24 protein-coding genes are annotated in these 25,536 nt (G+C 64.8%); 16 read left to right on the top strand and 8 right to left on the bottom strand.

What is annotated here, in order from left to right; all coding sequences use genetic code 11:
• Positions 1-8: 8 nt before the first annotated feature.
• On the bottom strand, positions 9-608 hold the full coding sequence (locus OX462_RS09875) for a transglutaminase-like domain-containing protein (RefSeq protein WP_409028291.1): 600 nt from the start codon (positions 606-608) through the stop codon (positions 9-11).
• A 254-nt stretch (positions 609-862) separates the two neighbouring features.
• On the opposite strand from OX462_RS09875, the gene OX462_RS09870 reads away from it, so the two are divergent.
• Genes OX462_RS09870 through OX462_RS09860 form a run of 3 tightly spaced genes read left to right on the top strand, consistent with a single transcriptional unit; the run spans position 863 to position 6,086 of the window.
• The gene (locus OX462_RS09870) at positions 863-1,444 is read left to right on the top strand and encodes a DUF2760 domain-containing protein (protein ID WP_409028290.1); all 582 of its coding nucleotides are present in this window, start codon (positions 863-865) and stop codon (positions 1,442-1,444) included.
• Complete coding sequence (locus OX462_RS09865; RefSeq protein ID WP_409028289.1) at positions 1,441-3,312, top strand: Hsp70 family protein; 1,872 nt, start codon at positions 1,441-1,443, stop codon at positions 3,310-3,312. Before OX462_RS09870 ends, OX462_RS09865 begins: the two co-directional genes overlap by 4 nt.
• Before the next feature lie 2 nt (positions 3,313-3,314).
• Positions 3,315-6,086, top strand: coding sequence for an Hsp70 family protein (locus OX462_RS09860; RefSeq protein ID WP_409028288.1), 2,772 nt, complete (start codon positions 3,315-3,317; stop codon positions 6,084-6,086).
• A gap of 147 nt (positions 6,087-6,233) precedes the next feature.
• Here the strand turns inward: OX462_RS09860 and OX462_RS09855 are convergent, their stop codons facing one another.
• The 4 genes from OX462_RS09855 to OX462_RS09840 form a co-directional block, all read right to left on the bottom strand.
• Positions 6,234-6,665, bottom strand: coding sequence for a GFA family protein (locus tag OX462_RS09855; protein ID WP_409028287.1), 432 nt, complete (start codon positions 6,663-6,665; stop codon positions 6,234-6,236).
• Positions 6,666-6,728: 63 nt separating this feature from the next.
• Positions 6,729-8,297, bottom strand: a complete 1,569-nt coding sequence (locus OX462_RS09850; RefSeq protein WP_409028286.1) for a CHASE2 domain-containing protein — start codon at positions 8,295-8,297, stop codon at positions 6,729-6,731.
• Between the two features lie 79 nt (positions 8,298-8,376).
• On the bottom strand, positions 8,377-9,705 hold the full coding sequence (locus tag OX462_RS09845) for a serine hydrolase domain-containing protein (RefSeq protein WP_070290730.1): 1,329 nt from the start codon (positions 9,703-9,705) through the stop codon (positions 8,377-8,379).
• A 28-nt stretch (positions 9,706-9,733) separates the two neighbouring features.
• Entirely contained in the window at positions 9,734-11,230 is a 1,497-nt protein-coding gene (locus OX462_RS09840; protein WP_409028285.1) for an alginate export family protein, read from the bottom strand.
• A 210-nt stretch (positions 11,231-11,440) separates the two neighbouring features.
• Between OX462_RS09840 and OX462_RS09835 the strand changes: the two genes are divergently transcribed.
• Together OX462_RS09835 and OX462_RS09830 are read left to right on the top strand one after the other, a co-directional pair.
• Positions 11,441-12,583, top strand: a complete 1,143-nt coding sequence (locus OX462_RS09835; RefSeq protein ID WP_409028284.1) for a sigma-54-dependent Fis family transcriptional regulator — start codon at positions 11,441-11,443, stop codon at positions 12,581-12,583.
• 143 nt (positions 12,584-12,726) lie between these two features.
• Entirely contained in the window at positions 12,727-14,535 is a 1,809-nt protein-coding gene (locus tag OX462_RS09830) for an NAD(P)-binding domain-containing protein (RefSeq protein WP_409028283.1), read from the top strand.
• A 182-nt stretch (positions 14,536-14,717) separates the two neighbouring features.
• On the opposite strand, the gene OX462_RS09825 is transcribed toward OX462_RS09830, so the two are convergent.
• Entirely contained in the window at positions 14,718-15,284 is a 567-nt protein-coding gene (locus OX462_RS09825; protein WP_070313223.1) for a YceI family protein, read from the bottom strand.
• Positions 15,285-15,751: 467 nt separating this feature from the next.
• Here OX462_RS09825 and OX462_RS09820 point away from each other — a divergent pair, with 467 nt between their 5' ends.
• The 4 genes from OX462_RS09820 to OX462_RS09805 all read left to right on the top strand — a co-directional run bounded on the left by OX462_RS09820 (position 15,752) and on the right by OX462_RS09805 (position 18,864).
• Complete coding sequence (locus OX462_RS09820; protein ID WP_268994098.1) at positions 15,752-16,210, top strand: YbaN family protein; 459 nt, start codon at positions 15,752-15,754, stop codon at positions 16,208-16,210.
• 324 nt (positions 16,211-16,534) lie between these two features.
• The gene (locus OX462_RS09815; protein ID WP_070222288.1) at positions 16,535-17,344 is read left to right on the top strand and encodes a methionine ABC transporter ATP-binding protein; all 810 of its coding nucleotides are present in this window, start codon (positions 16,535-16,537) and stop codon (positions 17,342-17,344) included.
• On the top strand, positions 17,337-18,011 hold the full coding sequence (locus OX462_RS09810) for a methionine ABC transporter permease (RefSeq protein WP_121669992.1): 675 nt from the start codon (positions 17,337-17,339) through the stop codon (positions 18,009-18,011). The genes OX462_RS09815 and OX462_RS09810 overlap by 8 nt, the downstream gene beginning before the upstream one ends.
• Before the next feature lie 25 nt (positions 18,012-18,036).
• Complete coding sequence (locus tag OX462_RS09805) at positions 18,037-18,864, top strand: MetQ/NlpA family ABC transporter substrate-binding protein (protein WP_121669993.1); 828 nt, start codon at positions 18,037-18,039, stop codon at positions 18,862-18,864.
• A gap of 78 nt (positions 18,865-18,942) precedes the next feature.
• Here the strand turns inward: OX462_RS09805 and OX462_RS09800 are convergent, their stop codons facing one another.
• Positions 18,943-19,560, bottom strand: coding sequence for an OmpW/AlkL family protein (locus OX462_RS09800; RefSeq protein WP_070222294.1), 618 nt, complete (start codon positions 19,558-19,560; stop codon positions 18,943-18,945).
• A 364-nt stretch (positions 19,561-19,924) separates the two neighbouring features.
• On the opposite strand from OX462_RS09800, the gene fur reads away from it, so the two are divergent.
• From fur to OX462_RS09765, 7 genes are all read left to right on the top strand, one after another.
• Positions 19,925-20,365 carry a ferric iron uptake transcriptional regulator gene (fur, locus tag OX462_RS09795; RefSeq protein WP_034756687.1) on the top strand — a complete coding sequence of 147 codons (441 nt, stop codon included), beginning with the start codon at positions 19,925-19,927 and terminating at the stop codon, positions 20,363-20,365.
• A 74-nt stretch (positions 20,366-20,439) separates the two neighbouring features.
• Entirely contained in the window at positions 20,440-20,793 is a 354-nt protein-coding gene (locus tag OX462_RS09790; RefSeq protein WP_409028282.1) for a MerR family transcriptional regulator, read from the top strand.
• A gap of 82 nt (positions 20,794-20,875) precedes the next feature.
• The gene (locus tag OX462_RS09785; RefSeq protein ID WP_409028281.1) at positions 20,876-21,466 is read left to right on the top strand and encodes an NAD(P)H-dependent oxidoreductase; all 591 of its coding nucleotides are present in this window, start codon (positions 20,876-20,878) and stop codon (positions 21,464-21,466) included.
• Positions 21,467-21,706: 240 nt separating this feature from the next.
• Positions 21,707-22,864 (top strand): SpoIIE family protein phosphatase, encoded by a 1,158-nt coding sequence (locus OX462_RS09780; RefSeq protein ID WP_083286995.1) that lies wholly within the window; start codon positions 21,707-21,709, stop codon positions 22,862-22,864.
• A gap of 65 nt (positions 22,865-22,929) precedes the next feature.
• Positions 22,930-23,487, top strand: a complete 558-nt coding sequence (locus OX462_RS09775) for a SiaB family protein kinase (RefSeq protein ID WP_070222302.1) — start codon at positions 22,930-22,932, stop codon at positions 23,485-23,487.
• Positions 23,488-23,509: 22 nt separating this feature from the next.
• The gene (locus OX462_RS09770) at positions 23,510-23,908 is read left to right on the top strand and encodes a DUF1987 domain-containing protein (protein ID WP_070222304.1); all 399 of its coding nucleotides are present in this window, start codon (positions 23,510-23,512) and stop codon (positions 23,906-23,908) included.
• Between the two features lie 3 nt (positions 23,909-23,911).
• Complete coding sequence (locus tag OX462_RS09765) at positions 23,912-24,652, top strand: GGDEF domain-containing protein (protein ID WP_070222307.1); 741 nt, start codon at positions 23,912-23,914, stop codon at positions 24,650-24,652.
• A 14-nt stretch (positions 24,653-24,666) separates the two neighbouring features.
• On the opposite strand, the gene OX462_RS09760 is transcribed toward OX462_RS09765, so the two are convergent.
• Positions 24,667-25,377 (bottom strand): substrate-binding periplasmic protein, encoded by a 711-nt coding sequence (locus tag OX462_RS09760; RefSeq protein WP_409028280.1) that lies wholly within the window; start codon positions 25,375-25,377, stop codon positions 24,667-24,669.
• Between the last annotated feature and the right edge of the window lie 159 nt (positions 25,378-25,536).

Raw genomic sequence — 25,536 nt, 5'->3', positions numbered from 1 at the left:
TCTTGAGATTATTTTTGCAGCGGCAACAATTCGATATCGGGCAAGTGCGCCGCCACATCCTGCACGGTCGCATGGCCGGTCAGCGATGCGATCACCTGCGGCAGCGGTGCCGGCCAGATTTCCGGCAGATCGCGCTCTTCCGGCGCCAGCACGGGAAAGGCCAGTTGCTCCTGCGGCGGCGCGAAGGCGGCCGAGACGCCAGGCTTGTTGCCGCGCGCATCGATGCGATACCAGCCAACATCCTGCAGATACACGGCGTTCAAGCCATGCAGGCAAAACGGCGGGCCCGCTTCCCCCACAGCCAGGCGCTGGTAGCACAGGCCAGCGGGGATGCCGTTGGCGCGCAGCAGCGCGGCCAGCAGATGGCTCTTCGCATAACAATATCCCGTGCCATGCTGCAAGACGTCGGACGCGCGGCAGGTGACGGGATTGCGCTGGTAGTCCCAGCTGTGAGCGACTTCGTCGCGCACGAAGGCAAAGCAGCGGGCCGCGATGGCGGCGTCGCCCACAGCGCCTGCCGCCAGTTCGGCCGCCTTGGCGCGCACGGCCGGATGGTCGCTGTCGATGTAAGTGCTGCTGGCTAAATACAGGGAAAAGTCGGTAGACATGGCATCCAGGTCATGCAAAAAGATAATGCGCGATTCTAGTCGAAGCGGCACGAAATCGAACGTTTCCTTGCGCAGGAACAAAGAAAATCCACGCCACAGGCAGGCGGGAACGGGGGCGGCGGCTTTGGCGCCGGCCCCGTAGCTGGTATCATGCGGGCAAACGCAGCCGGCCCTGTTGGCCCCGCACATGGCACTACCTTGCGAAGCGGCCCCCGCCGCCGACGCCACCCTACAGATCAGAGAAACGAGTTCCTATGAGCACACCATCGTCCCACCCATCGCTCTGGCGCCGCGTCCCGCTGGCTTTCGGCGCCTTCTTCAGCACCCTGTCGGACGCCGCCTATGCGGCCCGCGTGGAAAAGCTGTCCCTGCCCGAGGCCGCCCCCGTGGCACCCGTGGCCCCGGCTCCGGCGCCAGCCCCCGTGCCGGCAGCCGCCCCCGTCATTTTGAAAGAAGCGACGCCGGACGCGGCCCTGCAATTGCTGGCCCTGCTGCAACGCGAAGCGCGCTTGATCGACTTCACCCAGGAAAACCTGGGCAGCCATGCCGATGCCGACATCGGCGCGGCCGCCCGCGTCGTGCATGAAGGCTGCGCCAAGGTCATGCGTGAATACTTCACCATCGACGCCGTGCGCCAGGAAGTCGAGGGCAGCCGCATCGTGCTGCAGGAAGGCTTTGATTCGGCCAGCGTGCGCCTGACGGGCAACGTGGTCGGTTCCGCGCCGTTCACGGGCACCCTGAGCCACCGCGGCTGGCGCGCCTCGAGCGTGCGCCTGCCGAAGCTGAGCGAGCAGCACGACGCCGCCATCCTGGCACCGGCCGAGGTGGAACTGTGAGCGATCAAGCCAACAACACCCCGCGCTACGCCATCGGCATCGACCTGGGCACCACCCACAGCGCCCTGTCATATGTGAACCTGGTCGAGAGCGACGGCGAGCAATCCAGCCACGGCGTGCTGAAAGTGCCGCAACTGTCGGCACCGGGCACCGTCGAAGAATTGTCGCTGCTGCCGTCCTTCGTTTACCTGCCGCACGCCGACGAAGTGGCGGCGGGCGACCTGGCCCTGCCCTGGGTCACCGAGGAAGCCGAAGCGCCGTTTGTCGTGGGCGAAATGGCCCGCAGCCGCGGCGCCACCACGCCGATCCGTTTAGTGTCGAGCGCGAAAAGCTGGCTGTGCCACCCGGGCGTGGACCGCCGCGCAGCTATCCTGCCGAACGACGCGCCAGCGGAAGTGGCGCGCATCTCCCCGATCACGGCCGCCACGCGCTACCTGACGCATTTGCGCCAGGCCTGGGACAACGCCCACCCGCAAGCGCCGTTCGCCGAGCAGGAAATCACGGTGACGATACCCGCCTCGTTCGACCCGGCCGCGCGCGAGCTGACGATGGAAGCGGCGCAGGCGGCCGGCTACACCTCGCTGACCCTGCTGGAAGAGCCGCAGGCGGCCCTGTACAGCTGGATACAGACCAGCGAAGGCCGCTGGCGCAAGGAAGTCAAGCCGGGCGACATCATTTTAGTGGTCGACGTGGGCGGCGGCACCAGCGACTTTTCGCTGATCGCCGTGCTCGAGCGCGACGGCGTGCTGGAACCGCACCGCGTGGCCGTCGGCGAGCACATCCTGCTCGGCGGCGACAATATGGACCTGGCCCTGGCCCATCTGGTGGCGCGCAAGCTGGCCGCCAACGGCACCCAACTCGATGCCTGGCAAATGCGCGCGCTGACCTACGGCTGCCGCAGCGCCAAGGAAAGCCTGCTGGCCGACAGCGGCCTCGATGTGGCACCGATCGTCGTGCCGAGCCGCGGTTCGAAGCTGATCGGCGGCTCCATCCGCACGGAACTGACGCGCGCGGAAGTGTCGACCTTCATTCTCGACGGCTTCTTCCCGCAGGTGGAAGCATCGAGCCGCCCCGCCGTGCGCACGCGCGCCGGCCTGACGCAACTGGGCTTGCCGTATGCGCAGGACGCGGCCATCACGCGCCACCTGGCCGCCTTTCTGGGCCGCCAAGTGATGGCGACCAGCGAACTGGAAGGTTTCGCCGGCCGCCAGGCGGAAGGCGCCAGCTTCTTGCATCCGACGGCCGTGCTGTTCAACGGCGGCGTCTTCAAGTCCGACCTGCTGGTCCAACGCATCATGGCGACCGTCAACGACTGGCTGTACATGGAAGGCGCGGAGCCGGCGCGCATGCTGGCCGGGGCCGACCTGGACCTGGCCGTCGCCCGTGGCGCCGCCTACTACAGCTACGTGCGGCGCGGCCACGGCGTGCGCATCCGCGGCGGCACGGCCAGCGCCTTTTATGTGGCCATCGAATCGGCCATGCCCGCCATTCCGGGCATGGAACCGCCTATCCAGGCCCTGTGCGTGGCGCCGTTCGGCATGGAAGAAGGCAGCGAGCTGGAACTGCCGGGCCAGCAATTCGGCCTCGTCGTGGGCGAACCCGTGCATTTCCGCTTCTTCGCCTCGTCCACGCGCCGCAACGACCTGATCGGCGACTTGCTCGACTTCTGGGGTCCCGATGAATTGCAGGAGCTGAGCGAAATCCAGGCGACGCTGTCCGCCGAAGGCCGTCAGGCCGGCGACGTGGTGCAAGTCATGCTGCACGCCAGAGTGACGGAAGCGGGCACCCTGGAGCTGCTGGCCGTTTCCCCTGACGGCGCCGAGCGCTGGAAGGTGGAATTCGACGTGCGCGGCACGCCGCAGCAATAAACATGGGCAGCGCTGCGGGCAAGCCGGCCTACCTGGTCGGCATCGACCTGGGCACCACCAACACGGTGGTGGCGTACGCCAATGCGGCCAAAGCGGCAGATGGGCAGGCGGACATCGAGCTGTTCGCCATCGAGCAGCTGGTCGCGCCCGGCGAAGTGGGCGCACGCCCCCTGCTGCCCTCCTTGCGCTACCACCCCGCCGCCGGCGAACTTGCGGCGGGCGACTTGCCGCTGCCGTGGCCCCAGCAGGAGGTGGAACATGCCGTGCTGGGCGTACTGGCGCGTCAGCTCGGCGCCCAGGTGCCGGGCCGGCTGGTCACCAGCGCAAAGAGCTGGCTGTCGCATGCAAACGTGGACCGCCAGGCGCCGATTTTGCCATGGGGCGCCGATGCCGACGTGGCCAAGGTGTCGCCCGTGGCGGCCAGTGCCAGCTACCTCGCCTACGTGCGCGCCGCGTGGAATCACCGCTTTCCGCACGCTCCCCTCGAAGAGCAGGAACTGGTGCTGACCATCCCCGCCTCGTTCGACGAGGGTGCGCGCGCACTCACATTGGCAGCGGCGCGCATGGCGGGCTTGCCCGCGCTGCGCCTGGTGGAAGAGCCGCAGGCCGCCTTTTATGACTTCCTGCAGCGCCGGCGCGCCACCCTGCGCGAAGACTTGTCCAATACGCGCCGCATTCTGGTGTGCGACGTGGGCGGCGGCACCACCGATTTCAGCCTGATCGACGTGGATTTTGCCGACGGCACACCGCAGCTCACGCGCAGCAGCGTGGGCAACCACCTGATCCTCGGCGGCGACAATATGGACCTGGCGCTGGCCCACCTGGTGGAAACGCGCATGGCCGCAGGCAGCGAAGGCGGCATGAAACTGTCTGCCGCACGCTTGTCACAACTGATGGAGCGCTGCCGCGCCGCCAAGGAATTGCTGCTGTCGAGCGACGCGCCCGAGAGCGTCACCGTGACCCTGCTGGGCGCGGGATCGCGTTTGATCGGCGGCAGCCGTTCCGCCGACGTCACGCGCGAGGAAGTTGCGGCCATGGTGGTCGACGGCTTCTTTCCGAAGGTGGAACTGGGCGACACGGCGAAAAAAGGCCGTGCCGGCATCGTTGCATTCGGCCTGCCGTATGCGCAGGACGCGGCCATCACGCGCCACCTGGCCAGCTTTTTGCAGCAGCATCAAGGGGCACTGCCCGACACCCTGCTGCTCAATGGCGGCGTGTTCCGCGCCGACGCGCTGGCGCGCCGCCTGGCCGAGACCCTGGCGCACTGGCGGGGCCAGCCCCTCACCATCCTGCACAACGATAACCCCGACGTGGCCGTGGCCCGTGGCGCCGTCGCCTACGCGCTGGCGCGACGGGGCCAGGCGCCGCGCATCGGCGGCGGCTCGCCGCGCAGCTATTTCCTCGTGCTGGGCGAGGCGGGCAAGGACCATCGCGCCGTCTGCATCCTGCCCCGCGGCAGTGCCAGCGGCGAGGAAATCCGCCTGACGGAGCGCCTGTTCGCGCTGCGCCTGGGCCGGCCCGTGCGCTTCCACCTGGCCACTTCCCTCTTTGAGTCGGGCACGCCGCCCAAGCTGGGCGAGATCGTCGACCTGAACGCCGGAGAATACTTGCGCCTGCCGCCGCTGGCCAGCGTGCTGCACGCCAGCGACGGCAATGACAAGCGCGAGATCACCGTGCAGCTGGCCACCGTGATGACGGAAGTGGGCACCCTGGAAGTGCACTGCGTGGCCGAAGCCGATGCGGGCCAGCGCTGGCTGCTGGAATTCCAGTTGCGTGGCGAGGAGGAAACGCAGGCCGAAACGTCCAGCGTGCCGCCACGCGTGAAGGAAGCCATCGAGAAGATCGAGCGCATCTTCGGCGGCAAGGCGCAAAAGGTCGAGACCAAGGAAGTGCGCCAGCTGCGCCAGCACCTGGAACGGGGACTGGGCGGGCGCGAAAGCTGGGATACGCCCCTGCTGCGCCAGCTGTTCGACGCCCTGATGCTGCGCGCCCGTGGCCGGCGCCGCTCCGCCGAGCATGAGCGGGTGTGGCTGAATCTGGCCGGCTACTGTTTGCGGCCCGGTTATGGCGATGCGCTCGACCCGTGGCGTATCGAGCAGCTGTGGGCCCTGTTCGATGCAGGCGTCCAGCATCACAATGACAACCAGGTGTGCGCCGAATGGTGGACCCTGTGGCGCAGGGTCGCCGGCGGCTTGAGCACGGAGCAGCAATTGCGCCTGCTCGACGACTTCGCCTTCAACCTGCAAGCCGATGCGGCCCAGCGCGGCAGCCGCCCCGTCACCCTCGTGAACGGCAGCGACGACGACATGCTGCGCCTGGGCGCATCGCTCGAGCGCATCCCCGGCGCCTACAAGGCCGAAGTGGGCGCCTGGCTGATCAAGCGCCTGCAAAAGGCTGATAAAAGGGGCGAAGCGGCGGACACAAATACCCTGTGGGCGCTGGCCAGGGTCGGCGCGCGCCAGCCCTTCCACGGCAGCGCGCACGAAGTGGTCGACAGCGCCATCGTGGCGGACTGGCTGCACGTGCTGCTGGCGCTGGACTGGAAAAAAGTGGAACCGGCGGCGTTTGCCGCCGCCCACCTGGCGCGCATGACGGGCGACCGCTCGCGCGACATCGGCGACGACCTGCGGGCCACCATCCTCGCCCGCCTGAAAGCCGTGGGCGCCCCGCCCCTGTGGCAAACGATGGTCAGCGAAGTGACACAGCTGGATGAAACAGCTACCCGGCGCATGCTGGGCGAGGCGCTGCCGCCGGGCTTGAAGCTGATCGGCTGAAACCATGGCTCACGTAGGTCGGATTAGCGTAGCGTAATCCGACAATACCACTATCATCCAAAAATAAGGCAATGGCGCGGCAGTGCGCTTGCCGACAGAATGCCGCGTCCTTGAGCGGCAACGACACGTCGGATTACGCCCGCTGGGCTAATCCGACCTGCTCGCCTTCCCTCCAGGCTCCTCCTCCTCGCTGCGCGAGCCCCGATAGCGCGGCAAGCCATCGTCGAGCTTCACCCACTCCAGCTGCGTGCCCGTATAGATATGGCTGTGCGGCGGCAGCTGTTCGGGATTGTCCAGGCTGCAGGTAGTCACGTCGACTTCATCGGGATAGGCACTGTCTTCAAAGGTCAGCTGCGTGCCGCAGCGGGGACAAAAGCTGCGCGTGCCATGGACGCTGGACGCATACGACATGGCTTGCCCCTGCCGCCAGCGAAAGTTCGCCCGTGGCACGCTGAACCAGGCGACAAACGGCGCGCCCGACGCGCGGCGGCACACGGAACAGTGGCAGGCGCTTTGATGAAAGCTGTCCGCGCCAGTGTCATAGCGGACCTCGCCGCACAAACATCCTCCCGTCAGCATGGCATCCTCCTGCGATATGAAAAAGGCGCCCAGTTTAGCGCCGCCGCGGCGCCACGGTTTGCGCTAGATCACGGCGACGATCAACAGCAGCAGCGCCAGCGGCGCCTGCACCAGCACGATGCCCGGATGCGTGCGGCGCAGCTGGGCCCATACGGACAGGCCCGGCACTTCCTCGTGCGGGTGGTGGGCTTCGTCGCGCAGCGACATCGCGTGCAGGAACATGCCGGCGATCAGGGGCCCGGGATTGACCCACCAACCCTGCTCAAGCAAGCCGCGCGACAGGTAGATGGCCAGCGCGCCGATGGCGAACGGCGAAGCCCACACCAGCGCCAGCATCAGGCGGATGCCATAGAATTCCGCCAGGGTGCCCACGCGGTGCAGGCGGCTGAAATCGTGGTCTTCCATGCGCTTGTCGATGGCCAGCTCGGCGCGGCCGTACAGGGTCCACAGGCCGCCGAACAGGCAGCCCAGCAGCACGCCGATGACGATGTCGGCCGCGAACACCACGTATTTATTCACGTCGGCCGTGCCGATGCCCAGCGACGTGTGGGCAGCCGCGTGCAGGTGCAGGCCGGCCTGCTCGCCTTCGGCCGTCGTATAGCGGTCGCGCACGTCATAGGTGCTGCCGATATACACGACGTTCTTGCGTAGTGCATTCGCCGCTACGCCGGCCTGCCCATCGATCAGTTGTACGCGCGTGCGCGTGGAATTCAGGAAGGCCGGCGCCACGGCGGCCGGGTGAAACGGCGCGGTGACGGCGTTCTGTTCCGCCGCCGCCCTGGCGTCGCCGTGGATGACGGGTTCGAACGCCCAGCGCGCCAATTCCTTTTCGCTGCCCGTGCGCCGCGCCAGCTGGCACACGCGGCCGGCCAGCGCCACCACTTCCTTTTGCTCTGACAGGACGGCCGGCATGGGCTGCTGTTGCTCCTGCTCGTCGGCGCCGTGCGCCAGCTCGAAGGCCACTGCCGCCAGCACGGGACTTTTCAGTTCGATACGCGTGACGGCGCCCATGCGCTCGCGGATCCGCGGGCTGGCGAAGTGGATGCCGGCCGCGCAGCGCGCGCGTATCCACGCCAGGTTCGCATTCTGATCCGATTGTTCGGGCAGGATCAGCACCAGTTTCCGGCCCTCGGCGGCCAGCCGGTCGAGCAGGCGGTCGAGCGGCCGCTCGCCATCCTTGTGTTGTTCATACACGGCCGGCGCCAGGTCCAGGTCGATGGCCAGCACCTTGCTGCCGCGCGCTGCGGCGCTGGCGATCACTTGTTCCAGGCGCGTGCGTTCCAGCGGTTCGCGCTCGTCGAACACCTGTTCGAACGCGGGCTGGTCTATTTCGATGATGCCGGGCCGGTAGGCGGCGCCCGGGTCCTTGCCCCGGTTCAGCAGTTGCCCCTGTTCCGCGCTGGCGCGCAGCATGGCCGCATCGAGCCATTCGAGCACGTGAAAACCTTCCAGCACCAGCATCAGCGCGGCGATCAGACTGGCGCCGATCACGTGATGCAGCAGATGCGTGCCCGTCAGCTTGAAGGCCGAGCCCAGCTGGGCGACCGGCCACAGCAAGCGCCGCCACAACGGGGGGCGCGGTTGGTCCGGCTGGCTGGTTTCCACGGTGCGTTCCCCTTGCGTGCGCTGCATGAATTATCATTCAAGCAATAAATGATGACGAAAGGATAGTATATTGCAGTTGTGCCCGTTCAGCCGCACGGCTGGCAGCCTACTTCGGCTTGGCCAGCAGCAGCTTGCCCAGCGCTTCGAAGGCCGGCGTGGTGGTCGGGTCGTTGGCCGCATTGGCCGCCGTCGGCGTCGAGGCGAAACGCACGATCACCATTTCCGCCTTCGGATCGACATAGATGCGCTGGCCGTACACGCCGCGCGCCATGTAGGCGCCATGGTCGTTATGCGTGACCCACCACATGTCGCGGTAGCTCCAGCCCTTGAGCAAATCGTAGCCGCCCTTGGCGAACAGCTGCTTGTCGCCGCCGCGGCGGATATCGTCGACGGCTGCCTTGGGCAGAATCTGCTGGCCGTTGTAGCGGCCATCGTTGCGCAGCATTTCGCCGAAGCGGGCCAGGTCGCGCAAGCCCGCATTCAGGCCGCCGCCGGCAAACGGCGTGCCCGTCGAATCGACCGTCATGTAGGCATCCTGCTCGGCGCCCAGCTTTTGCCAGACATGCTCGGACAGGTAGTCGTTGACGTTCTGGCCCGTGACACGGGCGATGATCCAGCCCAGCACGTCGGAGTTGACCGTGCGGTAGCCGAACGCCTCGCCATGCCGGCCCTCGTGCCGCACCGTTTGCAGGTACTCGAAATAGCTGCGCGGCCCCGTGTAATCCTTGGGCTTGGGCAGCGGGCTGCCGGCCGCCGCGTGCTGCCACACTTCCGCTTTCGGGTCCGCATAATCTTCGCTGAATTGCAGGCCCGTGGTCATGTCCAGCACCTGGCGCACGGTGGCGTCGCCAAACGCGGACTTGGCCAGTTCCGGCACGTAATCGGCCACTTTTTTGTCCGGATCGAGCTTGCCTTCGGCCACCAGCGCCGCGCCCAGGGTGCCCATGACGGACTTCGTCACGGACATGGCGCCATGCTGGCCGCTTTCCTTCAGCACGCCGAGGTAACGTTCATACACGATGCGGCCCCGGTGCAGCACCACGATGCCGTCCGTGTAGTTGGCACCCAGCGACTGTTCCCAGGTCATCGTTTCCTGCGCCCCCAGCGGGGTGAAACGCAGGCCGTCGATATCGTTGCGCAGCGCGCGTTTCAGGGGCACGGGTGCCTTCAAGCCGCGCGATACGTCCACCGTCGGCATCAGCTGGCGGAAGTGCGACACGCTCCAGCGCAGCTGCGGGAAATTGAAATAGCTGCCATCGTCGAAGCGGATGATTTTATCGGCCGGCGGCGGCGCGCCCACCATCCATTTCAATGCGGCCGGATCGCTGGCGGCCGCTGACAGCGGCACCGTCGTCTCTGCCGCGTGGGCGCCGGCGGCCAGCGCCAGGCAGGCGGCGGCCAGGGCCAGGCGTTTCATGCTGGGAAAATCGTTCATGCGATGCTCTCCTTGATAGACAGAATATTTAATAAACCCATACCACGTTCGCCAGCCATCCCGTCCAGGTCCTGGCCTGCCCGTTCACCAGCTGGTTCACGCCCGACTGCGCGAACGAGGCGCTGAAGCCCAGGGTCAGGTAGGTATTCGGGTTCACCACGCGCACGTATTTGACGAAGACGTCGTTGGCCAGCATCGGGCGCAGCACGCCGGCGATCACCACGGGCGCGCCGCCCGGCACGTCGAGGCGCGTGGCCTGGCCGAACTGCAGCGGGCTGCCCATCTGGTTGGCCCGCACCTGGGCCAGGTAGGCGGTCACGGTGTCCTTCGGCGTCGGGTGCAGCTCGATGGTGGCCTGCAGCGCATTCACGTTGGCATTGACGAAGACCCAGGTCGCCTTGCTGCCCGAAGCCCAGGCGCCCGGCGTGCCTTCGAAGAACAGCGGATCGAAGCGCTCATTGCGCGCCGTGCGCGGATCGTCACCGGAAAAGCTCTGGTAGCCAAGCGTGAACTTCGGCGTCCACGCCACGTCGGACAGCGAAAAGCCCCCTTCCGTGCGCCAGCCCCAGGCCCGCATCGGCTCGCGCGTATTCCACTCGCGCGCGGCATCGACGCCGAACCAGCCTTTCGACAGCACGGTGGGCAGCACGGGAACGCGCGCGTAGCCATACACGAACTGCAAGTCCTTGCGGCCGTCAGGCACGGCCAGCGGTGCGCCGATGCCGCCTGGCGCCGCCTGCGGATACGCCGCATGCGAACGGGGCACCTTGCCATACGCGACGCCGGCCTTGCGGTCGTTCGCGGGCGCGTAGCTGACGTCAACGCCGACGACGCGCGTGCCGCTATCGTTGTCGGGATTTTCATTCGGGTCGAGATAAAACGCCTGGGCGCTGAACGCGTCCTGGCTTATTCTGGCCACCACGGAATTCTGGAAGGCCTTGCGCGGCCCCAGTTTCAGCGCGCCGCGGTCAAAGCCGTTCGAGCCGCCATTGGCGATCAGCATGCCGGTACCCAGCGTGAAATTCTGCGCGCCGGCCGACACATCGACCATGGCGCGCGTGCCGCCGAGCGGCATGCGGATGCCGGCGACGAATTCCTCGATCGAGATGCGGCCCGTGTCGCCCGCGCCGAAAGGATCGTGGCGCAAGGTGCCCGAGCCGACGGCGGACACGCGCGCATACAGCTGCTTGCCGTCGCCCAGGTTGCGCTTGAAACCGAGCGCCGGCTTGACATAGAACTCGTACCAGTAGGGATTGAAATCGAAGCCGGGATTGCGCGCCGGCGTATTCGACAGCTTCCAGAACAGATTGCTCTCGCCGGCCACCTGCACGCCCGCTTCCACGGAACGCCTCATTTGCCAGCCGGCGGCCATGGCCGGTTCGACGGCGGCGCGCCGGGCTACCTCTTTTTCCAGGCTGCTCTGGCCATCGGGATCGAGCTGGCCGGCGGCGCCGCAGGCGGCGCTCCAGCCCAGCAGGGCCAGGACGAGTGAGCTGCGCACGGGGAACATCGCTTGCGTTGTCATAGGTATCCCTTGCGATAGCTGACCTCAGATTTGAACGGATGTTATCAGAGATGCTCTTTTTTATTGTTGTAAAGCATCCTACTGTGCGGCGCCAGGCGCTGAGACGAACGTCTCACGCACGCGCCATGCTGCAGCGCAGGATGCGCCATCCGGGGCTTCGTGCTACAAACGAAATACCATAAAGCAGATACCGAGATACCGGAGAGCGCCATGCCCTACGTCCGCCAGACCAGCCATATCGAGCGCGTGCGCGACCTGATCGCCGGCCGCGTCGTCAATCCTGGCGCCGATACGGCCAGGCTGGCGTCGTCGTACCGGCGCTCGCTGGACGACTACCGGCTCGATCCCGCGTCCACCACGGGGCCGCGCATCCTGACGGGCGCCGAACTGCGCGCCATCCAGCAGTCCGAGGAAAATTTTCTGCGCTCCACGGGCCAGTGCCTGCCGCGCCTGCACGCCATGGTGCGCGAAGCGGGCTACTGCGTCATCCTCGCCAACGCGCGCGGCGTGACGATCGACTACGCGGCCGACACGGACCAGCGCAAGGAATTCAAGAAGGCGGGCCTGTACCCGGGCTCGTGCTGGTCGGAGGAGGAAGAAGGCACGTGCGGCATCGCCTCCGTGCTGCTCGACCAGGAAGCCATCACCGTGCACAAGACCGACCACTTCCGCGCCGCCTTCACGGGCCTGACCTGCAGCGCCGCGCCGATCTTTTCACCGCACGGCGACTTGATCGGCGTGCTCGATGCCTCGGCCTTGAATTCGCCCGATGCGCGCGACAGCCAGCGCCTGGTCAAACAGCTGGTGCGCCAGGGCGCGACCCTGATCGAGGACGGCTTTTTTCTCACCTCCTATGGCCATTGCTGCATCCTGCTGGCGCACCGCAACCGCCATTTCGTGGAAGTGCAGCCGGAGATGCTTCTCGCCATCGACGAGCATGGCGACATCGTCGCCGCCAACCGCTGCGCGCGCGACGTCATCGGGGGCCTGGACGCCCTTCCCCGCCCCGTCGCCGAGGTGCTGGAAGTGCGCGCCGAACGGCTGTTCGATGCGCGTACGGGACACAATCTGCTGTCGCTGCGCCTGGCCGGCGGCAGCACCTGGCTGCACGCGCGCGTGCGCGCGCCGCTGCGCCAGGCCAGCGCGCGGGTACGCATCAAGAATGCCGCTCCCGTGACGCAGGACGCGCCGGCCTGCACGCCGCCGGATCTGGCCGAGCGCACGCGCATCGTCAACGCCATGAACGCCGCCAAGTGGCGCCCGCTGCAGGCGGCCGCCATGCTGGGCGTCTCGCGCGCCACCCTGTACCGGCGCATCAAGCAGCTGCACATCGTGCCGCCGCACCGCCAGTAAGGCATACGGCACGCTGAGATTTCCGTCTCACATTCCGCCATGCTGCGCTGCGGAATGCGGGGCTGGAACGCCAGTGTTACAACATCGTCAGCGGCAACACAGCCGCATCCCATCATAAAGTCAGCAGACTTGGAGGAGACACGATGCAAACCGAAATCAACCCGCACGACCTGGCCGTGGCCGGCATCCTGGAGCAGCTCGAAGGCTGTCTTCGCGCCAGCGACGGCACGGGCGCCGCACAGCTGTTCGAACAGGATGGCTACTGGCGCGACCTGGTGCTGTTTACCTGGAACCTGAAAACCCTGGAAGGCCGCGGGCAGATCGCCGCCATGCTGGCCGCCCAGCTGGGCGCCGTGCAGCCGGTTGCCATCCGCATCGCCGACGGCGAACATGCGGTGGAAGCGGGCGGCGTGGTGCAAAGCTGGATCACGGTGGAAACGAACGTGGCGCGCGGCGTGGGCTTCATCCGCATCCGCGACGGCAAGATCTGGACCCTGCTCACCACCATGAGCGAATTGAAGGGTTTTGAGGAAGCCAAGGGCCGCCGGCGGGCCATGGGCGCCGAACACGGGGCGCGCACCAACCGCAGCAGCTGGCTGGAGCACCGCGAACAGGAAGCGGCCGAACTGGGCTACGCGCGCCAGCCCTACTGCGTCATCATCGGCGGCGGCCAGGGCGGCATCGCGCTGGGCGCGCGCCTGCGGCAATTGAACGTCCCCACCATCATCATCGAGAAAAACGCCCGTCCCGGCGACAGCTGGCGCAAGCGCTACAAATCGCTGTGCCTGCACGACCCCGTCTGGTACGACCACATGCCGTACATCCCTTTCCCGGACAACTGGCCCGTCTTCACGCCGAAGGACAAGGTCGGCGACTGGCTGGAAATGTACACCAAGGTGATGGAGCTGAACTACTGGGGCTCGACGTCATGCGAATCGGCCAGCTTCAACGAAGCCAGCGGCGAGTGGACGGTGCAGGTGCTGCGCGATGGCCAGCCCGTCACCCTGAAGCCGCAGCAGCTGGTGCTGGCGACGGGCATGTCGGGCAAGGCGAACATGCCGAAGTTCAAGGGCATGGACGTGTTCCAGGGCGAGCAGCAGCACTCGTCGCAGCATCCGGGACCGGACGCGTATGCCGGCAAGAAGGTGGTCGTCATCGGCGCGAACAATTCCGCGCACGATATCTGCGCCGCCCTGTGGGAAGCGGGCGTGGACGTGACCATGGTGCAGCGCTCGTCGACGCACATCGTCAAGTCCGATTCCCTGATGGACCTGGCGCTGGGCGACCTGTATTCGGAACGGGCGCTGGCGGCCGGCATGACCACAAACAAGGCGGACCTGACGTTCGCCTCGATTCCGTACAAGATCCTGGCCGACTTCCAGAAGCCCGTCTTCAAGGCCATCCGCGAACGCGACGCGGACTTTTATGCGCGCCTGGAAGAACGCGGCTTCATGCTCGATTTCGGCGACGACGATTCGGGCCTGTTCATGAAATACCTGCGCCGCGGCTCCGGCTACTACATCGACGTGGGCGCCTCCGAGCTGGTCGCCGAGGGCAAGATCAAGCTGAAAAGCGGGGTCGGCGTGCAGGAACTGAAAGCCCATTCCATCGTGCTGTCCGACGGCACGGAGCTGCCCGCCGACCTCGTGGTGTACGCCACCGGCTACGGCTCCATGAACGGCTGGGCGGCCGACCTGATCTCGCCCGAGGTGGCGAATAAAGTGGGCAAGGTGTGGGGCCTCGGTTCGGCCACGACGAAGGACCCGGGCCCGTGGGAGGGCGAGCAGCGCAATATGTGGAAACCCACGCAGCAGCAAGCGCTGTGGTTCCACGGCGGTAACCTGCACCAGTCGCGCCATTATTCCCAGTACCTGTCGCTGCAGCTGAAGGCGCGCATGGAAGGGTTGAACACGCCCGTATATGGGCAGCAGGAAGTGCATCACCTGGCGTAAAGGCGATGCAACCCATGTAGGTCGGATTAGCGCGGGAAGCGCGTAATCCGACACCTTGTTGGCGGCTCATGTCGGATTACGCGCGGCGTTGCCGCACTAATCCGACCTACCGCCACCACCCACTCAAAAAAAATGGCGGCGGACCGAAGTCCGCCGCCATTTTTACGTCATGCAGCCAACGATTACTGCTTGATGGCTTCGATCGCAAACGTCAAAGTGACGTCATCGCTGACGGCCGGCGCATATTTGCCGGCGTTGAATTCCGAGCGCTTGATCTTGGCCGTGGCGTTGGCGCCGCAGGCGTCTTTTTTCAGCATCGGGTGCGGTGCGCAGGTGAACGAGGTGACGGTCAGGGTGACTGGCTTGGTCACGCCTTTCAGGGTCAGGTTGCCTTCCACGGAGGCCAGCTTGTCGCCGTCGAAATTGAACCTGGTCGATTTGTACGTGGCGACGGGATACTTGGCCGTGTCGAGGAAGTCTTCGCCCTGGATGTGCGAGTTGAACAGGGTCGAACCCGTATCGACGGACTTGGTGTCGATCAGCACTTCGACGGCGCCCGTCCTGGCGGCGCGGTCCAGGGTGACCTTGCCGGTGGTGTTATTGAAACGGCTTTGCTGCGTCGAGAAACCCATGTGGGTGTATTCGAAACGGGGGAAAGTATGGCTGCCATCGATGACATAGACTTCCGGAGCGGCAAAGGCGGACAGCGAGAAGCCGGCGGCGGCGATAAAAGCGAGCAGTTTTTTCATTGTAAATTCCTGTTTGGAGTGGAGGATGTCAAAACCGCAACCGGCGGCAGGCGGGAAGCGCTGCGGCTGATTGTCTGGCTTCAGTTGCAACAGATTATGCATGGCATGAAGATCGATGTAAAACGGAAAATATACCTAGTTAGCATCGAAAAAATCGATAATAACGGTAAGGATGTCCACGACAACGTCTTCTGTTGCCGATTATTGTCTGCATTGCCAAAAATATCCAGCGTTATCCGGCGCCTCAGACCAGGCCGCAAATGAGAATGATTCTTGTTATTACCCTACAGGATTGTTATCATTGCGGCCCCGGCAAGCCTGCAGCTTCGCCTTGATTCCTCCATAATAGCGCAGCACATACGGCAGAAAAACATGACGGCCACCCGCCACGATACGCACACCTTGAACGCACAGCCCATCGTTTCCCCTCCCCGCAGCCAGGGCCTGACAGCCGGCGCCCTCGCCTGATGGGCGAGCCGCACGCCCAGGCCTCCCTGCGCGAAGCGCACGGCGCGCGCCTGCGCCGCTGGGCCTGGACCGCTGCCGGCGCCCTGATGGTGCTGCTGGGGATCATCGGCGCCATGCTGCCCGTCATGCCGACGACGATTTTCCTGATCCTCGCCCTGGCCTGCTTCAGCCGCGCCTCGCCGCGCCTCGAGCACTGGCTGCTGCACCATCCGCGCTTCGGCCCGCCGCTGCGCCAGTGGCGCGAACACCGCGCCGTGTCGCGGCGCGGCAAGGCCATGGCTTGCCTGGGCATGGCCATCGGCTTCGTCGCCATGTGCCTCGGCCATCCGCCGTGGTGGGTCATCGCCATGGTGGGCGCCATGGAGCTCGCCGTGCTCATCTACCTGTTGCGCCGTCCCGAAGGTCCTGCGGCCAGCGGAGCAGAATCTGCCCGTGAAGAGGACAATCGCAGGCAGTAAACGGCCCTGCCCGCGGCGAAAAAACGGCAACTGAGCCGAACCGCACATAAAATCACCGCGATGCCTGCACAGGGCGCGTCGAACTTTTCACCAAGATGCGGCTCCGCCACGCCCATCGGCGCGATTAAATTCGGCAAGAACGCCGCTTTCCCGCTTTTTTCACTTGAAAACAGTCGCATAGACATTATTTGCATATTCAAAGCAAGATTCTGTCGTAGGAGTAATAACACGATCGGAGGTATACTACGCAACCGACGTAACAGGCTGGGCGATTTGGCCCCTGCAAGCAAGCCTGTGACGGTCCAATAAAAAAGGAAACACTGCATGACCACACCACACCGTACGCCGGTGATTCGCATCGATGGCGCGAACAAGACCTTCGCGCTGCCCAAGGGCGAACAATTCCACGCGGTCAAATCGGTCACGCTGGAAGTCTATCCCGGTGATATTTTCGGCCTGATCGGCAAGAGCGGCGCCGGCAAATCGACCCTGCTGCGCCTGATTAACCTGCTCGAGCGCCCCGACAGCGGCACCATTACCGTGGCCGGGCGCGAACTGACCCGCCTGGGCAAGAGCGAGCTGCGCGACGCGCGCCAGAATATCGGCATGATTTTCCAGCAATTCAATCTGCTGCAAAACGCCAGCGTCTTCGACAACGTCGCCTTCCCCCTGAAAATCCATGGCACGACCAAGGGCGAGCAGATCGCCGCCAGAGTCGAGGAATGCCTGGCGCTGGTCGGCCTGTCCGACAAGCTGCACAGCTATCCGGCGCAATTGTCCGGCGGGCAGAAGCAGCGCGTGGCGATCGCCCGCGCCCTGGCCAGCCACCCCGACGTGCTGCTGTGCGACGAGCCGACGTCCGCGCTGGACGCGGAAACGACGCGCGCCCTGCTCGACACCCTGCGCGACATCAATGCGCGCCTCGGCGTGACCATCGTCATCGTCAGCCACGAGCTGTCGGTGCTGGGCGCCATCTGCAACCGCGTGGCCGTCGTGGAAAACGGCGCCATCGCCGAACAATTCGATTTGAGCGACACGGCCACCCCGCGCAAGACGGCGCTGGGACGCGAGCTGGCGTATTACGGCACCGAGGCGTTTGAAGCCACCGCATGGAAGGATGCAACACATGTTTGAAGAATCGATCAATAACGTCGTCAACCTGCTGCCGGAAATCTGGGTGGCGCTGGGCCAGACCATGACCATGCTGGGCATCGGCTTGACCGCCGCCATCCTGATCGGCGGCCCGCTGGGCATTTTGCTGTTCCTCGTCTCGGAAGGCCAGTCGCTGGAAAACCGTCCCCTGTCGACGATCCTGGGCTGGCTGGTGAATACCGTGCGCAGCTTCCCCTTCATCATCCTGCTCGTCGCCCTGACGCCGTTTACGCGCATCATCGCGGGCACCTCGATCGGCCCGCTGGCGGCTGCCGTGCCGCTGTCGTTCGCCGCCATTCCCTACCTGGCGCGCCTGGTGGAACAGAACCTGCGCGAAGTGCCGCGCGGCGTGATCGAAGCGGCGCACGCCATGGGCGCGTCGGAAATGCAGATCATCTTCCGCGTGCTGCTGGTCGAAGCGCGCTCCGGCCTCGTGCTGGCGCTGACCGTGTTGTCGATCAGCTTCCTGTCGTATTCGGCCGTGGCCGGCGTGGTGGGCGGCGGCGGTATCGGCGACCTGGCCATCCGTTACGGCTACTACCGCTTCGAGACGGACATCATGGTCGCCACCGTGGCCATCCTGATCGTGCTGGTGCAAACCATCCAGTTCGCCGGCACGCGCATCGCCAAGCGCCTCGACAAACGTTAATTCATATTCAGAAACAAGGACCTGCATGAACCACCTTCGCCGTAATTTGCTCCTGGCCGCCGCCAGCCTCGCCTTCGCCACCGCCGCCCATGCCAAGGACCCGAAAGAACTCGTCATCGGCACCAGCTCCGGCCCGTATTCCGACCAGCTGAAGCTGGGCATCAAGCCTATCCTGGAAAAACAGGGTTACAAGGTCAAGATCGTGGAATTCAACGACTACGTGCAGCCGAACTACGCGCTGGCCGAAGGGTCGCTGGACGCCAACGTGTTCCAGCACATCGTCTACCTGACCAAATTCGCCACCGATAACAAGCTGCCATTGAGCGCCCTGATCACCGTGCCGACCATGCCGATCGGCCTGTACGGCGGCAAGCAGAAAACCCTGGCCGAAGTCAAGAACGGCGCCACCATCACCATGCCGAACGATCCTACCAACCAGGCGCGCGCGCTGGTGATGCTGGCCAAGATGGGCTGGATCAAGCTCAAACCGAACGTCGATCCGCTGCGCGCGTCCGAACGCGACGTGCTGGAGAACCCGAAGAAGCTGAAACTGGTGCCGCTGGAAGCGGCGCAGCTGCCACGTTCGCTGGCAGACGCCGACTACGCCTTTGTGAACGGTAACTTCGCCCTGGCCGCCGGCATGAAGCTGACCTCGGCCCTGAGCGTGGAAAAGATCTCGGACAGCTACATCAACCTGGTCGCCATCCGCACCGCCGACAAGGCCAAGCCATGGGTGAAGGACCTGGAAGCGGCCTACCGCTCGCGCGCCTTCCTCGACGCGACGAACAAATACCTGGCCGGCTACGAAAAGACGGACTACCAGCTGGCGCTGGAAAAGACGCTGAAAAAATAAACGGCGTGCACCAAACGTAAAAAGGACGGCCAAGGCCGTCCTTTTTTATTGTCCGCGCCTTGCGGGCGCCATCACTATTTAGAAGCGGTAGCCGACGCCTACGCCGATCAGGATAGGATCGACTTTGACTTCGCTGATCTTGGCGCCGCCGGCCAGTACGTCGCTGCGGATCTGTACTTTCTTGATGTCGAAGTTCAGCGACCAGTTTTTGTCCAGTTTGTAATCGACACCGGCTTGCAGCGAGTAGCCCCAGCTGTCATGCTCCAGGCGGCCTGCGCCGTTCAGCAATTTCACGTCCGAGATATTCGTGTAGTTCACGCCGGCACCTACGTATGGGCTGAACTGTTTTTCAGGCATGAAGTGGTATTGCAGCGACAGGGTCGGCGGCAAATGCTTGAAAGTACCGATCTTCGTGCCGGACAAGGTAACGTCATGCTTTTGCGGATACGTCAGGATCAGCTCGGCAGCGATGTTAGGCGTGAAGAAATACGAAATATCGATTTCAGGAATCGTCTTGCTGCTGACGTGAATAAGGTCGGATGCGCCGACGCCACCAACAGGAGCAGATTTGTTGGCCGGATCGATGTGCACGGCGCGGGCACGGACCAGCCATGGGCTTTCCTGTGCCATTGCGTTGCCGGCGAAGGCGCCGATGGCGGCCAGGACGATTGCTGCTGCAGTTGCGGACTTTTTCATTCTAGTTCCCTCTTTTTGTCGTTAAGTAACGCTGCGAAGTCTAAGAGTGCAGTGCAACAAAAACTTTGATCCACATCAAATAGTGCTAGATGGCATCACTAGACGGATTTTTTCCTTTGCCCAAGTCAAGAAAATGCGGCAATGCAGCGTGACGGGATGCAAGGTCCCCTATTTCAGCGGCCAGCCAGCCGCGCAATGCTGAGACAAGCTGCGCGCCGCGCAATGGTTACTTGCGCCGATGTCACTGGATTGCCGCCGGGCCCTGCAGCATACTATTTCCAGTGCACACATGAGAATGGTAATGATTATCATTTGCGATATAATGGCTTACCTCGCTCAGCGACTACAAAAAGGAATGGGAGACATGGATATATTGAGGGAACTGCGTGAATCGGGCTTGAAAGTGACCATCCCCCGCTTGCGGATTCTGCAGCTGTTCCAGGAAGGCACGATCAAGCACCTGAGTGCGGACGATGTCTACAAACTCTTGCTGGCTGAAAAGATCGACGTGGGCCTGGCCACCATCTACCGCGTACTGATGCAGTTTGCCGAGGCCGGCATTCTGTTTCGCCGGCACTTCGAATCGGGCCACGCCGTCTTCGAACTCAATGAAGGCCAGCACCACGACCACCTGGTCTGCACGGGTTGCGGCAAGGTCGATGAATTCGTCGACGAAGGCATCGAACTGCGCCAGAACGAGATTGCCGCCGAACGGGGCTTCGTGCTGCACGAGCACGCGCTGTCGCTGTACGGCACCTGCGCCGAGTGCACGGCGAAGAAAGTCCCGCCGCGCAAAGCCTCCTGAGGCAGCGCGGAAGGTAGCGCCTGGCAAGCCACCTGCGCTACACTGCGTGCGCCGCAGCTCAACAAGGGACAAGCATGTACATCGGAGAAATCGCCCGCCTGGCGGGCACCTCGCCCAAGGCCTTGCGCCACTATGAAGCGCTGGGCTTGCTGGGCGACGTGCGCCGTTCCGGCGCCTATCGCGTCTACACGCAGCAGGACCTGGCGCAGGTCAAACTGATACGCCAGGCGCAGGTCCTGGGCTTCCGCCTGGCCGAACTGCTGCCCGTCCTGGCCGGCGACGATACGGACTGGGCCGCCCTGTCACGGCACATCGACGCCAAGCGCGCGCAGGTGCGGCAGGATATCGCCCGCCTGCGCCAGCTCGACGTGCAGCTGGCCGACATCGACACGGAAATCCGTGACTGCCTGGCGCGCCAGCAACTGTAGGCAGCCTGACACTGCGCGCTTGACTCTGCCCCCAGGGGCAGGCTTTAGCATGCAAGCTCTTCTTTAACGGAAAGCCTGCAGCATGAGCAAAATTACACCGAAGCGCATTTTAATTCTCCTCGGCCACCCGTCCAGCGACAGTTTCTGCGCCGCCCTGGCCGAGGCCTACGCCGCCACGGCCCGCAGCGCAGGCCATACCGTGCGCGAACTGCGCCTGGGCCAGCTGGACTTCGACCAGAACCTGCATGAAGGCTACCGCCAGGTGCAGCCGCTGGAGCCAGACTTGCTGGCCGCGCAGGAAGCCATCAGCTGGGCCGAACACCTGGTGTTCGCCTACCCGATCTGGTGGGGCGGCGCGCCGGCCCTGCTGAAAGGTTTTGTCGACCGTATCTTCCTGCCCGGCTTTGCCTTCAAATACCGCCCGGGCAAGGCCTTTCCCGCCCAGCTGCTGAAGGGCCGCACGGCGCAGCTGCTGGTGGCGATGGACACGCCGCCCTGGTATTTCCGCTGGGTCTACCACATGCCCGGCATTCACCAGCTGCGCAAGACGACCCTGGAATTTTGCGGCGTCAAGCCCGTCAAGGTGGCCTGCTTCGGCCCCATGATCGATTCCACCGGCACGCAGCGCGCGCGCTGGCTGGAGCAGGCACAGGCGCTGGCCAGGCGTATGTAAGCCCGGCAACGGATTGCCATGCAGCCATCTTGCATACGGTTTTGACAAGCCGGTAATCAAGCCGTCATATTCAGCGGCTACCATGATGATATTGCCTGTTTGTCAGTCGCCTTGCTCTCGCGACAACAAAGGTCCGATCGTCATGTAAAGGTAGCCGCTGTGGAGTTCAACGCTTCTCGATTGCATCTTCCCCGTTATCGCACGTCCGTGGCGCTTGATCTGTGCGTTCCCACGGAATCCGTGCAGGCCGACGCCAGCAACTTCGCCGTGCTGGAATTGTTCACGGAACGGCGTGACATGATGAGCCTGCCCGTCACGGAGCAGCAGAAGCCGATCGGCTTAATCAGCCGCAATATCTTCATGTCGCAGATGTCCAAGCCCTTTTATCACGAGGTGTACGGCAAGAAGAGCTGCATCGCCTTCATGGACAAGGAACCGCTGATCGTCGATGGCGCCATGAGCATCGAAGACCTCACTTTCCGCGCCGTGGAAGCGGGAGAGAAGGCGCTGGCCGACGGCTTCATCATCACCGAGGATGGCGCGCTGGCCGGCGTGGGCTTCGGCCTGCAGCTGATGAACGTGGTGGCCACCATGCAGGCGGAAAAGAACCGGCAGATCATGCACAGCATCGATTACGCCAGCGTGATCCAGCGCGCGCTGCTGCGCACCTCCGATGCGGAATTGCGCGCCACCCTGCCCGACGCGCACCTGGAATGGCAGCCGCGCGACGTCGTCGGCGGCGACTTCTACTTTTTCGAACGCCACGAAGGGGGCTGGTTCGCCGCCATCGCCGACTGCACGGGCCACGGCGTGCCGGGCGCCTTCATGACCCTGATCGCCTCGTCGGCCCTGAGCCAGGCCTTGCGCGAACGGGGGCCGCGCGATCCGGCCGCCCTGATCGGCGCCGTCAGCCGCGCCATCAAGACCCTGCTGGGCCAGGACGGCGCCGACAGCGGCGCGGCCACCGGCCACGCCGGCTCGAACGACGGCATGGATTGCGCCTTTTTATGCTACGACACGGCCAGCGCCAGCCTGCGTTTCGCAGGGGCGAAACTGGCGCTCTACGTGGTGGCGCCGGGCGAAGAAGCCGTGCGCGCCATCGATGGCGCGCGCATGGGCGTGGGCTACGTTGACACGCCGGCCGGCTACTGCTGGCACAACGAGACACCCGACATTCCCGCCGGCAGCCTGCTGTTCCTCACCACCGACGGCTTGCTCGACCAGATCGGCGGCGCGCGCGACATCGCCTACGGCAAGCGGCGCATGCGCGAGCAGCTGCTGGCGCGGCGCGACGCTCCGGCCGGCGATGTGGCGGCGGCCCTGCTGCAGGACAGCGCCGCCTGGCAGGGAAAACAGCCACGCCGCGACGACCTGACCTTTTTCTGTTTCCGCCTGTAGTCTGGGCGCCATCGAGCCACCTTATCAACAAGACACCGGGTCACCGGCTAGCCAGGAGCACGCACGTGCTGTACGAAGAATTCAACGAGTTTTGGGATGTGGCCCGCAAGCGCAACATCATCTTTTTTTACGTGGGCTATTTCTCGCAGCACGTGGTGAGCGCCATTTCCGAAACCATCAAGGCGCGCCTCGATACGGCCGGCGCGGCCGGGCCCACGCGGCGGCGCATCTTTTCCTCATTCATCGAGATGTCGCAAAACATCATGCATTATTCGGCCGACAGCCTGACGCCCGATGCGCAGCTGGACCAGCAGATGCGGCGCGGCTCGTTTTGCATCGGCACGCGCGGCGACAGCTTTTTTCTGCTGTGCGCCAACCCCGTCTCGACCGACAACGTGGCGCAGATCCGCGCCCGCCTGGAACCGCTGCACACGATGACGATGGAAGAAATCCGCCTCGCCTACAAGAAGGCCCTGCGCGAGGAAGCGCCATCGGACAGCAAGGGCGCGGGCCTGGGTTTTCTCACCATGGCACGCGACGCCAGCGAGCCGCTGGAATTCGAATTCGTCCAGGACCCACAGGAACCTGGCCACACCATCTTCTGCATCAAAGCCATCATTTGAAAGAGCCGACTCAGGAAAGCATATGCAATTACCGTCACCACTGTTCATCGCCGCGACCCCGAGTTCGCCCGAAATCGACTTCCGTTTCGAGCAGCACACCCTGTCGATCAAGGGCGAGTCGTATCCGGAAAACGCGGCCGCCTTCTATGGTCCGCTGATCGCCGCCGTGCGCGCCTATCTGGAAGGCTGCCGCGAAGCTGCCATCACCGTCAACGTCTCGCTGGCCTACTTCAACAGCTCCAGCACGAAGATGCTGTTTACCCTGTTCGACACCCTGAACCAGGCGGCCGTGGACGGCAACCAGGTGCGCCTGAACTGGTATCACGACGAGGACGACGACACCATCCTGGAATTCGGCCAGGAGCTGCAGCAGGACTTTACGGCCCTCGACTTCCACGACCATCCCGTGCAAGGCAGCTAGGGCATGCGCGCCGCCATCTCCGAGTCCGGCCTGGAACCCGACCTGTTCACCGTGGAAGCGGCAGCGCTGGCCGCCGCGCGCCGCATGCACGCCGACGCCAACGCCTCGGGCGCGGAACAACGGCGCGTGCTCGGTGAACTGATCGTTCACTACGAGCGGCTGATGCGCGAGACGCGCCGCCTGATCGGCCGCAGCGACCGCGCCGAGCGCGACATGCATCTGCTGAACCGGCAATTGCAAACCCTGGCCGGCCAGCTCGAATACCGGGCCACGCACGACCCGCTGACGGGTGCCCTGAACCGCGGCGCCGTGATCGACCATGCCTCGCGCTGCCTGGCGCAGGGCGACATGGCGCTGATCGTGCTCGATATCGACCTGTTCAAGCAGGTCAACGACGACTTCGGCCACCCGGCCGGCGACGGCGTGATCCAGGCCGTGGTCGACTGTTTAAAAGGGTTGCTGGGACAGGAAACGGCCATCGGCCGGGTCGGCGGCGAAGAGTTTTCCGTGGTCTGGCCCACCTCCTCGCGCGACGAGGCGGCGCAAGTGGCGCAGCGCATCTGCGAGACGGTCGGCCGCCAGCGCCATGCGGCGCCCATCACGCGCGCCATCACCATCAGCGTGGGCCTGAGCTGGAACCGCGCCGGCACGCCGTTCGAAACGGCCTACAGCCATGCGGACCAGGCCCTGTACCAGGCCAAGCGCGAAGGACGCAACTGCGTGCGCCAGTGGCTGGAGAGTTAAGTCGATGCGCTGAATCAGCGCAGCTGTTCGCGTGCCATGCTGCCGTCGCGGCGCATGGCCGCTGCCGCGCGCTGCATGGCCACCACCTGCGCCTCGGGCACCTTGAGGTTGCAGGCCAGGTAAGTCTGCACGCGGTTGAAAGTCAGCAGGGGCACCACCTTGCCCTCCCACTCCTTGCCGACGAAAGGCTTGCTGCCCACCGCCAGGCCCACGGCCCACAGGTCGATGCGCCCGAGCAGCAGCTTTTGCGGATTGATCCACTCCTGCGTGACAGGCGCCACGTTCATGCCGTGCTGGCGCAGGTAGTCGTCGCGCGCGTCGCCCAGCACCGTGCCGATCACCAGGCCGCGCGCATCGGCCAGGGTGCGCAGCGCCAGGTGCCGCTCGGCCAGGCCATACAGTATCCACTCCGCTTCGTTGAGGGGGCCGATCCAGCGAAATTGCGCTTCGCGCTCTTGCGTACGCGTGGTGGAAAAGATGCAGGTGTCAGGCTCGCGCAGCGCCTGCGCATACGCGCGCTTCCACGGCAGCAGTTCCATCGTATAGCCGATGCCGGCGCGCGCCATGATGTCGCGCACCTTCAGCGTTTCGCGTCCCACGACGACATTGCCTTCCATCATGCTCGACGGCGGCAAATGCTCGCCGACGATGCGCAGGCCCGCCGCCCAGGCCGCCGCCGGCAGCAACAGCGCCGCCAGCAGCCATGCCATGCTTGCTTGTTTCATGCTTGCCTTCTTCTACCACAGGGGATACGCAGCCCTGCACCTGCAGGATGGTACCATCGGCCCCCGCCGGCCATGGCCAAAGGTTGTCAGTTAAACCATTATTTTTCCGTAACGTGGCTCAGGGCCAACGCCGGGATCATCATGCGAGGGGAGGATGGC

The sequence above is a fragment of the Janthinobacterium aestuarii genome, from assembly GCF_046113285.1.
Classification (GTDB): domain Bacteria; phylum Pseudomonadota; class Gammaproteobacteria; order Burkholderiales; family Burkholderiaceae_D; genus Janthinobacterium.
Note: the sequence above shows the minus strand (reverse complement) of the source record. Positions and strands in the feature narration are given on the sequence as shown.